Genomic DNA, 14,066 nt, shown 5'->3' with positions numbered 1-14,066 from the left:
GGGCATTATAAAACTATAATGCTGAAATCAGGAGGGCCTTTAGCGTATACTCCTCAAGATTGACATAGTCGAAAATAATTTACCCCGGTTTTGTTGGCACACCGGGGAGAGCATAAAAACTAACCATTAGTTAAAGATTTCATTTCCTCAATTGCCGATTGTTCTGCAGCAATTTTACGTTGTTGCCAAAAAGTCGGTAACTGTGAAAGAGCTTCATATCTATTTTTATCTAATTTTTTAGAATGTTCTACCGTGGTCTCTTTAACAACTTCTTGTTTAGAGAAAGTAGATTTCTCTTCTGTATCAGTCTCATCAACAACCTCTTCCTTAGATAAAATAGGTTTGTTGGTAGTTACATTTTCTATTCGAGACTTCAGATGTTTCTCGATAAGCGCAAATTTCTTCATGTTTATCCTGCCTTGGCCAGGAGCTGTTTTCTTCATCTCATCAACTGCTTGTTGATTCTGCTTATTTTTATTTTGCAATATCTGAGAAAACATACTATTCATTTTATCTAGTTTCGATGAAGCAATTGATTGAGCGGTGTTCAATTGCAATAAATATGCTTTTAATTGCAAAACATCTGCGTCTTTAAATGCTCCTTTCTGATTGGCCAACCAGGAATCCAGCTTAGGATAATCTGTTAATGAAATTTTATTTGCACTACCCATGCTGTTAATCCACCAGAGGCTCGTCCCTTCTTTTTCTGTATGTCGTAATACAAAAGTTGAAGTAATACCTTTTACAGCAAGATCTTCGTTAGTTAATGCAAGGTTTGTTTTGGGATTCTCTGGATTGATGAGTAATTGAATTTTAGCAAGGTATTCTTCTCTTGCTTTGAGGCACTCTCGTTTAATTTGTTTTAAATGCACAGAGTTTAATTTTTCTACGTCTCGGTTTTCAAATGTCGCCAGCTTCTGTGACAGCTCTTCGCTCGGAGTCAGAGGATATACCTCTCCCGTTGCATCAACCCAAGAAAGTTGCCATTGAGAATTTTTATAACTTAAAGTAAAAACAACTTTATCTTGTTGTGCGGAGGATTGCTCTTTTGCTGCAGCAAGATTATTAAAGACTAGCACGTTTTCGGATGCTTGCAGTGCTTTTTGCAGTGCTGCTTGACGTTCAATTTCTCGATTTTTCTTATCTTCCAATGTCGCCTTATATTGGGCCATAAAGCTATTAATCTCTATTAATACTTCCTCTTTAAGCTCCATAATGAATTTAGGAAGCTGAGCGTCTTCAACGACTTGATAGTCGGGTACCGCATCGATTAATTCAAGAAAGAGGAAATAATTATAAGAGCTATTTACATTCCACTCACCATCGCTAATCATGAGCTTTAACTCTTGCAATCGAGTAAAAGCATCAGGAAAATCTTTCATCACATTAATTGATTGTTCAATTTTTTCACCACGAGTTCTGGTGTACTGATAAACCCAACCTGTTAGCCATGATTTTACGGGACGCTGATAATTTTTTTCTGCTCTTTGAGCAATAGCGACTATTTTTTTGCGTCCTTCCTCTGATTCATTTGCAATTATAGCTACTACTTGTTCAACAAATTCTTTAGGTATTTTCAATGATTTTTTTTTTGGCATTTTGAAACTCCTTTTCATGATGCAAAATTCATCATTACATTAATGTTTATTTTATACAAGTAGAAAATTATTATGCTAAATTGATCGCATGCGTATAGTCATGTTAATTTTTCTACATCGCGCTAAGTTCTAACAATTGCTTTTTCCTAAACATCATTCCATTAGCCGATGGCCTAGACTTGCATCTTCCGAAAGATAAAAATTGAGTCACTTTAGCTTTAAAACTTTTGCTCTAATAAATATATCGAGCGTTCGCTTTAATCCTTGTTGGCGTCGGCATCTCCTCATATAAGGTATTCTTAAATAAGAAATGCCAATTGGAAGTATAGACATTGTTCCAAATTTTGCCATAAGGACATTCCATCTTTTAAATTCATAGCAGTTTAATTGTTTCTGTTTATATCGAGGAAACTACCTATTTTTAATGCAGTCTTTACTGGATTCCCTGTATAAAGCGTGGTACATAGGCTAATGAAGAAATTGTCAACAGACCCTAGAATATCGCTGGCAAATGGTACGGAAATTACAATTTTTTTTATAATCAAAAAGTATATCCATCATTCTTATTTCCAAAAAATATGCGTGTCTAATACTTGCAAATTTAAAGTAACACGTTAACATGATTCGACAAAAAAATAATAACAAAGGGATGTTATGAAATTTGCTTTTTTTTCAGCTACTTTATTATCTAGTGGTATTGCTGTAGCTGCAGTACCAGTCAATGGATGGTATTCCAGCGTATTTGGTGGATATACTCACATATCTGGAAATGTATCAAAATATCATTTGGGATTTCTGTTTGATGATGTCGCTTATGAAAATGGCTATAACGCCGGGGTACGTTTAGGCTATCAAAGTAATCCTATCCGTTATGAATTAGAGTACACCTACTTACGAGCTAATACCAAAGACTTTGATGTTGACTTAATTGATCAAACTGGGGTATCAGGTAACACTAATGCTAACGTAGGTATGGCGAATATTTATTATGATTTTGCTGATGTTATCATGCCGACAATTTCTCCTTTCTTAGGATTAGGTATTGGATATGCTTATATTAAGACTTCTTTGAACAGTACAGGTCCCTTTGGAGCAGCCTCCTTTGGCGTCACAGAAGGTGCCTTTGCCTATCAGGGAACTGCTGGACTAACTTTTAATTTTGCAGAAAATTGGGCATTGAATGCCTCCTATCGTTATTTGGCAACAGCCAGTAACGACGATTTTGGAAAGACGCTCCAAGTTCAGATGGGTAATGTCGGTGTCGTTTATCGCTTTGATCAATGTAATTATAAGTAATTTTATCTTGATTCGTCAGCTCATCCCGAGCACACTGAGGGCTCTATGAGACACGGTTTTATAATCAATGTCAAAATCAATTGACCCATCGTCTTCAACATCTGAGGCGACGGGTCGTAAACGATTAGTCCATACATTAATTCTTTTGTTAATACTGAAGTGTTTTTTTAGGACTCAAAATCTGCGGCTCTTGCCATAAAGTCATAAATAAAACCATAACCAAAGGACCAACAAATAAACCAAGCAAACCTAAAGTTTCGACTCCACCCAGAATTCCAAATAATACCGCTAAAAAGGGTAATTCAATTGCACCACCAATCAAAGCAGGTTTAACAAAGTGATCTGCAACAAACATCACAAGGGTTCCCCAAACCAAGACTACGATTGCACCAATCATACTGCCTAATGAAAACAGAACCATTGCTACCGTAATAAAAACTATAGGAACAACAAATGGGATCATTGCTGCGAGTGCAGTTATAAATCCGACTAAGGTAGGTGCAGGGAAACCAACCAAACCATAACAGACTCCCATTAAGATACCTACTCCAAGTCCTACTACTATGGTTCCATTAACTGTAGCCCTCAATGCTCTGGGTAATCTATCTGCATAACGAAACCATCTTTTTCCCAAGCAATATTCCCCTACATGGTAAATCTGCGATAATAATTGATCGCCATCACGATAAAAGAAAAATAAGCTTAACAAAGTGAAGCCTAATTGGACGCTACGATGAGCTAAACTTGCCCCTATTTGTTTCACATAATAGCTCGTAGGTGTCAGCGATAAGTGAACATTAGACAATAAACTCTTAATCATTCCTGGCTTACCAATATGCTCATCCCAATAATTAACTAAATCATTTCCGAATAATGGAAAGTCTCTTAAAAATCCTGGGGCAGCACCACCTTGTTGATTAATCTCTTGAAGAAAATTAATAAATATCTGTAATTCCTTAATCAACAGTCCCAATAACCAGCTTAAAGGAAGTAAAAACAACAAACCAATTAAAGTCGTAAATAGTAAAGCGGATAAGTTATTTTTGTTCCCAAAAAAAATACGCCATTTTTCATATAAGGGATAAGTAGCGATAACAATTATGGAAGCCCATATTAATGATGGGATAAAACGATGAATAATAAATAGACTAAGAATTACAATTCCAACAGTTAAGCCCATGCTAATGAGCTCTTTATGGTTCTCATTCATTAGGCAAAACTCCATGCTAAAAGTTGCATCAATATCCAGGAAGGCACTGCAGCCAATACATCATCAAACATAATTCCAAAACCACCACGTACTCTTTGATCGACGTAATCAATAGGTTGTGGTTTCCAAATATCAAAAATTCGAAACAAAATAAAACCACAGATCATCCATTTGACTCCCTGGGGTGCCATAAACATAGTTAACAAATAGCCTACAACCTCATCCCAAACGATTCCTTTATAATCATGCACACCCAAATCTTGTGAAACTTTCTCACATACCCACACACCCAATAAAAATGCAATAAGCGTAAAAAAAAGATAAACCAGCCAATTGGTACCCATAAGCAGTAAATACACAGGTATTGCAGCTAATGTGCCCCATGTTCCTGGCGCTGTCGGCATTAAACCACTACCAAAACCAAAGGCAATGAAATAAGTAGGATCCTGAAAAACTTTTTTTGCTAAATTTATTTGTTTCATTTCTTATTCTCTTACTTAGCTAATCTTAAAGGTTGGATCAAAATGCATTAACTTACAATAGTCACTACCCTCTGAGTTCTTTTTGCGTCCCTAGGCTAAAAATGGGAGTATCCTGTTGGTTTTAACTCATGGTAGTGATTGTTTGCATCTTTCATTCTTAAACCAGCTCTCTCCTCAACTACTCCGATGGGATAACAATGCAAATTAGCACTATTAAAATCGCTCAATAATGAGGACAAATGATGTTCAGGTACAGTAAAACATAATTCATAGTCATCGCCGCCAGTCAAAGCCAAATCTAGTGCATTATCAGTCCAATACTTATAAAGCAAGGGATGTACTGGAATTGCCTCTTTATTAAGACAGGCGCCAACTCCACTCGCAACACAGATATGGTTTAAATCTGCACTAAGCCCATCCGAAATATCTATAGCTGCAGTTGCATGACATCTTAAAAATTCAATTAAATCAACTCGAGGCTTAGGGTATAATAATTTATCCATTAACTCCCCTTTATCTTGCGCAGAAATGTCTTGATTTTCAAGAAATTTAACTGCCAAAGCAGCAGCACCCAACTCACCTGAAACTACAATAATGTCACCAGGTTTAGCTCCACCACGTGATATCACTTTACTTTTGGGTGCAGTCCCAAAAATAGTAAGTGTAATCGATAAAGGACCATGGGTTGTATCGCCACCTATTAAAGTCATATCAAATTGGTTGAGCGAATCTTTTAATCCTTGAGCAAATAAAGCAAGCCACCGCTGATTGAGTTCTGGTAAGGTTAGAGCAAGAGTAATCCAAGAAGGCTTTGCCGCCATAGCGGCCATATCGCTCACATTAACCATGACTGATCTGCATGCAATATCATAGGCATTCCAATGTGGGAGAAAATGTACTCCTGAAACCAGAGTATCCATGCTCACCAGTAAATTCATTTCATGGGGAACACATATACAGGCAGCATCATCTCCAATACCTAACAGTACATCATCACGTTCATAATCTAGTGGTTTAAAAAAATGCTCAATAAGTGAGAACTCATCCATAGTTATGACTGATTTCGACGGAGCGTACTTGTTGGGCCAAACTATGTAATACACCATTGACATAGCGATGCCCATCTTGGGAACCAAATTCTTTAGTCAATGATATTGATTCATCAAGCACGACTTTATAAGGAATTTCAGGGCAATATAATAATTCAAAAGAACCAATACGTAATACAGTCAGTTCAATTGGATTTAAGCCAGTAATTTCTCTATCAAGAAAAGGAGTAATGTTTGTTTCCAATGTTTCAACATGGGCTGGAACGCCATGCAAAATACGGCAAAAATAATCTACATCCACTTTATCCATATTGTTAACGATTCGAAATTGTGCTTCGATTTCATGTAAATCACTTCCAGACATTAACCATTGATAAAGAGCCTGAAGTGCTAATTTTCTGGCTTTTCTTTTACCGCTTATTGACTGCTTTTCCACCTTAACCTCATGAATTCTTTATAAACATCTATAAAACTCCCCTCTCATTGAGAGGGGCATAAAAATAGCGAACACCAGGGTATTAATAATTCGCCTTATTGGAGTTATGTTCCGCGAACATATTGCGTTACATCAACAAGTAAATTTTTACCCTAGTCTTTATTCATCTGGTCTATAGTTTGTCTGAAGTCACTTACGTCCTTAAAGCGTTTATAAACAGAAGCAAAACGCACGTAAGCTACATGATCCAAACTATATAATTCCTTCATGACCAATTCACCAATGATCTGAGAGTCAATCTCTCGTTCTCCGCGACGGCGAATTTCCTGTGTAATCGCAATAATCGATGCCTCTAATGCATCAACACTGACAGGCCGTTTTTCCAAAGCACGCAACATACCTGAGCGTAAATTATCAATATTAAAAGGTTCACGCCTGCCATCACGTTTTACAATTAACGGCATAATTAATTCAGCTGTTTCAAAAGTAGTAAAACGTTCATGACATACAAGACATTCTCGTCTTCTTCGCACCTGGGCACCTTCAGCGACCAGGCGTGAGTCTACTACTTTAGTTTCTTCTGCATGGCAAAACGGGCAAAACATAATTATCCATAAACCGGAAACTCACGACACAAAAGCAGTACTTGTTCTTTAACTTTTGCTATGGTCGCCTCATTGTTAATATCATCAAGAATATCTGCTATCCAATTGGATAAAAGCGTCATTTCTTTTTCTTTAAATCCTCTTGTTGTAACCGCAGGAGTTCCCAAACGTAAGCCACTGGTTACAAAAGGAGAGCGAGGATCATTAGGGACTGTGTTTTTGTTCACGGTAATATTTGCTTTATCTAAAGCTGAGTCGGCATCTTTACCCGTGATATTCTTGTCTATTAAATCAACCAATAATAAATGATTGTCTGTGCCGCCTGAAACAATTTTATAACCACGACTCATAAGCACTGAGGCCATAGTCTTGGCATTCAACAATACTTGCTGTTGATAAGTTTTAAATTCAGGTAGTAAGGCCTCAGCAAAAGAAACTGCTTTGGCAGCGATCACATGCATTAATGGTCCGCCTTGGTTACCAGGAAAAACAGATGAATTCAATTTTTTCTCTATTTCCTCGTTAGCACGACATAAAATCATTCCACCTCTTGGTCCTCTGAGTGTTTTATGGGTAGTTGTGGTTACTACATCAGCATAAGGTACTGGAGAAGGATAAAGACCTACAGCAATCAATCCGGCAACATGCGCAATATCAGCCATTAAGTAGGCACCGACCTTATCTGCTATAGCTCTAAACCGTGGCCAATCAAGGACACGTGAGTAAGCAGAAAATCCGGCAATGATTAGTTTAGGTTTATGTTCTACGGCTAAACGTTCTAATAAATCGTAATCAATTAAACCGGTATTTGCATCAACTCCATAAGGAATTGCATCATAAAGCTTTCCAGAAAAATTAACTTTGGAGCCATGGGTTAAATGACCGCCGTGAGGTAATGACATACCTAAAATGACGTCACCAGGAGCTAATAGAGCCATCATTACGGCCGCATTAGCTTGCGATCCAGAATGAGGTTGAACATTTACATAATCTGCTGAAAATAGTTTTTTAGCGCGGGCAATTGCTAACTCTTCAGCGACATCAACATACTCACATCCGCCATAATAACGTTTGCCCGGGTACCCTTCAGCATATTTGTTAGTTAATACAGAACCTTGTGCCTGCAAAACACGTGGACTTACATAATTTTCCGATGCAATAAGCTCTACATGCTCTTCTTGCCGGCGTTGTTCATCAACAATCGCTTGAAATAATTCATCATCAAAATTTTCTATAGTATAGCTTTGGTCAAACATGAGTAATCCTTGGGAAAATGGTTAAGGTCTAACGATGATGTCATTACGTACCTTTCTAACACCATCCACGCTTGCAGCAATAATCCCTGCTCTTTGCTTCAATCTTGGGGTAGCAACAAAACCACTGAGTTGCACTTCATCTTTAAAAGTTTTAACTTGTACTGCGAAACCCGTACGCCCCAATTGATTCACTAGGGTTGCTTTTACTTTAGTAGTGGTAGTCGAACTATCCAAAAACTCTCCTGTGCTTTCACTTCCAGGAGAAGCAACACACGCTATAATAATTATAGATAAAAGTCCCACAAACAGCATTTTAAGTGAGTTACGCATCCCCAAACCCCCTAAAGAAAAACCTCATAAGACTACCACAAAATTTACCTGGTTACGAATTGTGAATATAAATCGGAATTATTACTGGAATTTTGATTTAAAAAAGCACATATCCTGAGCTATGATCATGCATAACCCAGGAATATCAAACATCGATTCCATTCAAAAGTTATTTTCATTATTTAGTAACTACAACCTTGGAACCAGATTCTGAAGGATGATGTTTCACCACCTGATTTTTTTTCTCATCATGTCCATGAACATCTTTCTGATTTGTATTGTTTACCACAACTTGTTTTTGATTGGGAGTATGTCCATGTGTCTGTTGATTATGGCCATGTATTTTAGCCTGGACAGGTGCACCATTTGTTTTTTTATGACCTCGATGATAAGGAGAAGGATGACGGTAGTCATGAGGACGCTCATCGAAACCATAGATTTCTGCTCGCGGAGGAACAGAGTGATAATAACCAGCATCATAATATTCTGGCGCGGTGATCTCACATGAAGTCAAAAAGGGTAATAACAAAAGGCAAGGGATTAAACGCTTCATGAACAACTCCTGAAACACAAATAAAAAAGGGAAGGTGCACTTGCATGCAACTTCCCTATCGTCAAATAAGCTATTACTTATTTTTAGAAATTACTTATTTTTTTGCTGTAATCTCAACTTTATCGCCTTTAATACCTTTGTTCAGGTAATTAACGATACGTACAGTGCTATTTACATTAGTCCAACCTGAGTAAATAGTACCATATGGAGATTGGATTAAAAGGTTCATACCAGAGTGGCAGTAACCATAGTAGTACAAATTGATGTAATGAGGTGCATCATAGTAAAATATAGTGAATGGATCTAAAGGAACACCATCATCAAAAGAACCATATACACGAATATTATCAACACTGTTATTGATGATTTCAATTTCGCAATAGCCTGGGTACATCATTGATTTACCAGCAGGTTTATGATTTTTGTCAGCCTCTGTAGCTTTTGGATGCAAGTGTGCATTTGCAGCAAAAGCTTGACCAATCAAGCTAAAACAAAGAGCAAATAATAAGGACTTCAACTTCATGGTTTCTCCTTCGTTTAATGAAAGCAGCATAGTAACAAAGTGTTGTATTTAGTCAATAGGATATTTTTATAACCATGAAATAAATAAAATTGAAACTTATAAACACAATAAGGGTAATAATATTCAGCTTTCATGTTATATTTGGCGAGTTTCAAAATTATCGTTTTTTTTAAGCATTTAGGGGAATATTAATGAAAAAGCGAATGATCATCATGGGAGTAGCCTTACTGATCGTTTTCGGTGGGATCATTGCTTTTAACCTGATCAAAGCATTTTTGATTAAGCGTTTTTTTGCAAGCTACCAACCACCTGCTGTTTCTGTCGCATCATCCGTTGCCAAAGCAGTAGACTGGCAGCCAACCATTCATGCTGTCGGTAATTTCGTTGCATTTAATGGAGTTGATGTAAGCGCCCAAGCTTCAGGAAACGTGGTAAAAATTGACTTTGAATCAGGACAGTATGTCGATAAAGATGCCCCATTAATTACTATTGATGATAGTGTAGATCAAGCCATATTAAAATTTAATCAAGCAGAATTAACTCTGAAAACGCTTAGCTATAAACGCCAAGATGACTTGTTTAAACGAGGCGCTGCTCCTATTTCCAATGTGGATGAAGCTAAAGCAAATCTCGATCAAGCCCAGGCAAAATTAGATCAAACTCAAGCCCAGATCAATCAAAAGCACATTACAGCGCCCTTTGCTGGTAAATTAGGTATACGACAAGTAAACCTGGGCCAGTTTATCAGCCCGGGGCAGACAACAATCGTTTCATTACAATCACTTGACCCATTGTATTTAGAATTTTATCTCCCAGAACAATTGTATAAACGTATTCGACCCAATCAAGCTATTACGTTTTCCGTAGAAGGATTTCCCAATGCGCTTTTTGAAGCCAAAGTAACTGCGATTAACTCTAAAGTGGATCTGAATACACACAACATGTTGGTTCAGGCTACTCTTGCGAATTGCCCTACAGCTGCAATTAAAGCCCCTGAAAATTCTCCATTAGTGCAAACCCGAAAAGAGCCAATGGGTAATAAACGAATTGTTACTTGCAATTCTGATTTAAACAGCAAAAACAAAATTCATAGTTTTACCTTCGTACCAGGTATGTTTGCTTCAATTGAAATAAGCCAAGCTCCCGAGCCTAATACAGTCATTGTTCCTTCAACTGCTATATCTTATAGCTTATATGGTAACGCTGTTTACATAATAGAAAAAAATGCGGAGGGTAAGAAAAACTCAGATGGTTCTGATCTACTCACCGTCAAACGCGTTTTTGTTACCACAGGCGAGCAACGTGGAAATTATACCGTAATCAAAAAAGGAATTAAGGCAGGACAATTGGTTGTAAGCGCCGGAGAAATAAAATTACAAAATGGCACGCCCGTTGTAATCAATAATGATGTCAAACTGAATGAAGTCAGTAATCCGGATTTGTTAGGACAATAAACTAAATTGAATCATAGTAGCCTGGGTGAAGCAAAGCGAAACCCAGGTTAATTTTAATATAGGCATAGCACACCTATTACAAAATTTTTTAATCAGGAACACGTTATGAAGTTTACCGATCTTTTTATCAAGCGGCCCGTACTTGCCATGGTAATTAGTTTGCTCATTCTGCTTTTTGGTATTAACTCCATCTATAAGATGCAAATTCGCCAATACCCGCGTATGGACAATACAGTGATTACCATTATGACTGGATATCCTGGTGCGGATGCCGATCTTATTGCAGGCTTCATTACTTCACCTTTAGAAAAAGCGGTTGCCAGTGCAGAAGGGATTGATTATATGACCTCTTCCAGTACTCAAGGCTTAAGCACTATTACTCTAAATATTAAATTAAACTTTGATCCTCAAGTGGCTTTTACTGATGTGATGAGTAAAGTGCAACAAACGCTAAATCAATTGCCCAAAGAGTCTCAACAACCAGTTATATTGAAAACATCTGATAGCTCAACAGCATTGATGTACATCAGTTTAGACAGTACCGAAATGACACCCCAGCAAATCACTGACTACGCAACCCGTGTTGTTCAACCACAACTGCAAACTGTAGACGGTGTTGCTAAAGCAGAGATTTTAGGTGGTGCCACCTATTCCATGCGAATTTTTCTTGATCCGGTTAAAATGGCTGCTCTGGGAGTTTCCCCCTCAGATGTATCTGTTGTTCTTGCCAAAAATAATTTCCTCACTGCAGCAGGAAATACCAAAGGTGAATACGTTGCAATCAGTATCACTGCAAAAACGGATCTTAATGACACAACACAATTTAGTAACCTGATTGTTAAAAGTGATAAAGGTTCTATTGTTCGCTTACGCGATATTGGCAGAATTGAATTAGGTTCACAAGATTATGATACATCGGTTACATTTAATGGTAAAAAAGCGGTATTTATATCCATTACCCCCACACCAACAGCCAACCCTCTGACCGTAATTAGTGATGTACGAAAAATACTTCCCTCCGTTATTAGAGAGTTTCCACCCTCCTTAACAGGAACAATAGTTTATGACGCGACAGCATTTATTAGAGCATCTCTGGATGAAGTAACTCATACTATTATAGAAGCAGGCCTAATTGTTATCGTAGTGATTTTTTTATTCTTAGGCTCTATTCGTTCGGTACTCATTCCTGTGGTAACCATTCCACTTTCATTAGTTGGCGTATGTACCTTGATGCTTATTCTAGGATACAGTATCAACTTACTTACCTTGCTCGCTTTTGTTCTAGCCATTGGTTTGGTAGTCGATGATGCCATTGTGGTTGTAGAAAACGTCCATCGACATATAGAGGAAGGAAAAACTCCTTTTGATGCTGCATTGATTGGCGCTCGAGAAATAGCCACTCCAGTAATTGCAATGACTATTACCCTTGCCGCTGTATACGCACCAATTGGATTTATGGGAGGATTAACCGGTGCTTTGTTCAAAGAGTTTGCATTTACTTTAGCCAGCGCAGTAATCATTTCAGGAGTTATCGCCTTAACTCTTTCTCCTATGATGTGCTCAAGGGTATTATCTAAAAATATAAGCAGCGGCAAATTCGTGCAATTTCTCGATAATTTTTTCAATAAGCTTAAATTGAGATATCAAAATGCGTTGCATAGCTTGCTAAATACCCGCGAGATTATGTTGTTCTTTGCAGCAGTTGTTATCCTGATGCTACCTTATCTCTATACTCATACCGCAGCAGAAACAGCACCTGATGAAGACCAGGGTTTCTTTTTCGTCATGGCAATGATACCTCAATTTGCCACACTTAATTACATCGAGTCATTTACTAAGCCATTTGATGAAATTTATAAAAGCTTTCCTGAAACAGAAAATTATTTTACCGTAAACAATAGCAGCCAAACCATCTCGGGAATGGTATTAAAACCATGGAATCAACGTAGTAAAAGCCAGTTTGCTTTAAAACAACCACTGCAAGATAAATTATCACAAGTTGCGGGTTTAAACGCTTTTGCAATTGTCCCCCCCCCTCTTCCAGGTGGTGGAGGCGGAACACCAGTTCAATTTGTTATTAAAACCACTAACGACTTCCAAAGCTTATTGGATGTGTCACAAAAACTCACCGAAAAAGCTCAAAAAAGTGGTTTATTTATTTATGTCGATAATTCTCTTAAATTTAACAAGCCCCAAATTATACTGGATATCAATCGCTCCAAAGCTTCTGAAATGGGATTAGATATGCAAGCAGTTGGGAGCAGCTTAACCAGTGCTTTATCAGGTAATTACATCAACTATTTTAATTTGGAAGGACGTAGTTATCAGGTTATTCCGCAGTTAAGTCGCTCGTTCCGCATGACCCCGGAACAATTAGGGCAAATATATGTGAAAACCATCAACGGAACTATGGTTCCTCTTTCAACTGTAGTTACTGCTGTGGAAAAAACAGCTCCTAATGCCGCCACACATTTTCAACAAATGAACTCAGCAACCATTCAAGCAGTCATGATGCCTGGAAAAACACTTGGCGAGGGTCTTGAGTTCTTACAAAATGCAGCCAACGATACATTACCTAAGGGGTTCTCATATGACTATGGTGGTGAATCAAGGCAATTTATACAAGAAGGAAGTGCCCTGATATTTGCATTTATCTTTGCAATCATAATTATCTTTTTGGTACTTTCCGCTCAATATGAAAGTTTTCGCGATCCTTTAATCGTCTTAATCAGTGTCCCCATGTCCATCTGTGGCGCCTTAATTCCCTTGAATTTGGGTCTGGCGAGTATCAATATTTACACTCAGGTTGGCTTGATTACTCTTATCGGATTAATCTCCAAACATGGGATTTTGATCGTAGATTTTGCCAACCATCTACAACGAGAAAAGAATTTGGATAAACGAGCTGCCGTAGAGGAAGCTGCAGGTATTAGATTAAGACCCATTCTCATGACCACTGCAGCCATGGTATTTGGTGTATTGCCGCTTTTGATTGCTAGTGGCGCAGGAGCAGTAAGTCGCTTTGATATAGGTCTGGTTATTGCAACGGGCTTGTTAATCGGAACAGGATTTACTTTATTTGTGGTTCCTACCTTATATACATACATTGCAGAAGACCATCGCTTGAAAAAGGCTGAACCTCAGTTTGATGAAGCAAAAATTCCTGATGTTCAAGTGCCTAACCCAAAAGAACAACATCCCTAATATAAAATGCCCGGGTGCCACGCAGAGGAACCCGGGTTTAAAATATCACAATTTTCCCGAGTTCCGCCGC

At 37.9% G+C, this 14,066-nt stretch carries 13 protein-coding genes; 3 read left to right on the top strand and 10 right to left on the bottom strand.

Annotation, left to right across the window (positions count from 1 at the left end):
* Nucleotides 1–119: 119 nt before the first annotated feature.
* Nucleotides 120–1,598 carry a hypothetical protein gene (locus tag DGG96_RS01470; protein ID WP_110141246.1) on the bottom strand — a complete coding sequence of 493 codons (1,479 nt, stop codon included), beginning with the start codon at nt 1,596–1,598 and terminating at the stop codon, nt 120–122.
* 654 nt (nt 1,599–2,252) lie between these two features.
* On the opposite strand from DGG96_RS01470, the gene DGG96_RS01465 reads away from it, so the two are divergent.
* Nucleotides 2,253–2,894 carry an outer membrane protein gene (locus DGG96_RS01465; protein WP_110141245.1) on the top strand — a complete coding sequence of 214 codons (642 nt, stop codon included), beginning with the start codon at nt 2,253–2,255 and terminating at the stop codon, nt 2,892–2,894.
* 148 nt (nt 2,895–3,042) lie between these two features.
* On the opposite strand, the gene DGG96_RS01460 is transcribed toward DGG96_RS01465, so the two are convergent.
* From DGG96_RS01460 to DGG96_RS01420, 9 genes are all read right to left on the bottom strand, one after another.
* Nucleotides 3,043–4,104 carry an AI-2E family transporter gene (locus tag DGG96_RS01460; RefSeq protein WP_110141244.1) on the bottom strand — a complete coding sequence of 354 codons (1,062 nt, stop codon included), beginning with the start codon at nt 4,102–4,104 and terminating at the stop codon, nt 3,043–3,045.
* Entirely contained in the window at nt 4,104–4,586 is a 483-nt protein-coding gene (locus DGG96_RS01455) for a phosphatidylglycerophosphatase A family protein (RefSeq protein ID WP_110141243.1), read from the bottom strand. Before DGG96_RS01455 ends, DGG96_RS01460 begins: the two co-directional genes overlap by 1 nt.
* A gap of 95 nt (nt 4,587–4,681) precedes the next feature.
* Nucleotides 4,682–5,635 (bottom strand): thiamine-phosphate kinase, encoded by a 954-nt coding sequence (gene thiL / locus DGG96_RS01450; RefSeq protein ID WP_110141242.1) that lies wholly within the window; start codon nt 5,633–5,635, stop codon nt 4,682–4,684.
* Nucleotides 5,628–6,071, bottom strand: a complete 444-nt coding sequence (gene nusB / locus DGG96_RS01445; RefSeq protein ID WP_110141241.1) for a transcription antitermination factor NusB — start codon at nt 6,069–6,071, stop codon at nt 5,628–5,630. Before nusB ends, thiL begins: the two co-directional genes overlap by 8 nt.
* A 152-nt stretch (nt 6,072–6,223) precedes the next feature.
* A complete protein-coding gene (gene nrdR / locus DGG96_RS01440; protein ID WP_058468406.1) occupies nt 6,224–6,676 on the bottom strand; it encodes a transcriptional regulator NrdR in 453 nt (150 codons plus the stop codon).
* Between the two features lie 2 nt (nt 6,677–6,678).
* Entirely contained in the window at nt 6,679–7,932 is a 1,254-nt protein-coding gene (glyA, locus tag DGG96_RS01435; RefSeq protein WP_110141240.1) for a serine hydroxymethyltransferase, read from the bottom strand.
* A 21-nt stretch (nt 7,933–7,953) separates the two neighbouring features.
* Entirely contained in the window at nt 7,954–8,262 is a 309-nt protein-coding gene (locus tag DGG96_RS01430) for a BON domain-containing protein (protein WP_110141239.1), read from the bottom strand.
* Between the two features lie 178 nt (nt 8,263–8,440).
* Nucleotides 8,441–8,815: a hypothetical protein gene (locus DGG96_RS01425; RefSeq protein WP_233590459.1), complete on the bottom strand. Its 375-nt coding sequence runs from the start codon at nt 8,813–8,815 to the stop codon at nt 8,441–8,443.
* 94 nt (nt 8,816–8,909) lie between these two features.
* Nucleotides 8,910–9,338, bottom strand: coding sequence for a hypothetical protein (locus DGG96_RS01420; protein ID WP_110141238.1), 429 nt, complete (start codon nt 9,336–9,338; stop codon nt 8,910–8,912).
* 191 nt (nt 9,339–9,529) lie between these two features.
* Here DGG96_RS01420 and DGG96_RS01415 point away from each other — a divergent pair, with 191 nt between their 5' ends.
* Complete coding sequence (locus DGG96_RS01415) at nt 9,530–10,792, top strand: efflux RND transporter periplasmic adaptor subunit (protein WP_110141237.1); 1,263 nt, start codon at nt 9,530–9,532, stop codon at nt 10,790–10,792.
* 105 nt (nt 10,793–10,897) lie between these two features.
* Complete coding sequence (locus DGG96_RS01410; RefSeq protein WP_110141236.1) at nt 10,898–13,996, top strand: efflux RND transporter permease subunit; 3,099 nt, start codon at nt 10,898–10,900, stop codon at nt 13,994–13,996.
* Nucleotides 13,997–14,066 lie beyond the last annotated feature (70 nt).

It is taken from the genome of Legionella qingyii, from assembly GCF_003184185.1.
The sequence above is the reverse complement of the archived record's forward strand: the minus strand, read 5'-3'. Positions and strand labels throughout refer to the sequence as shown.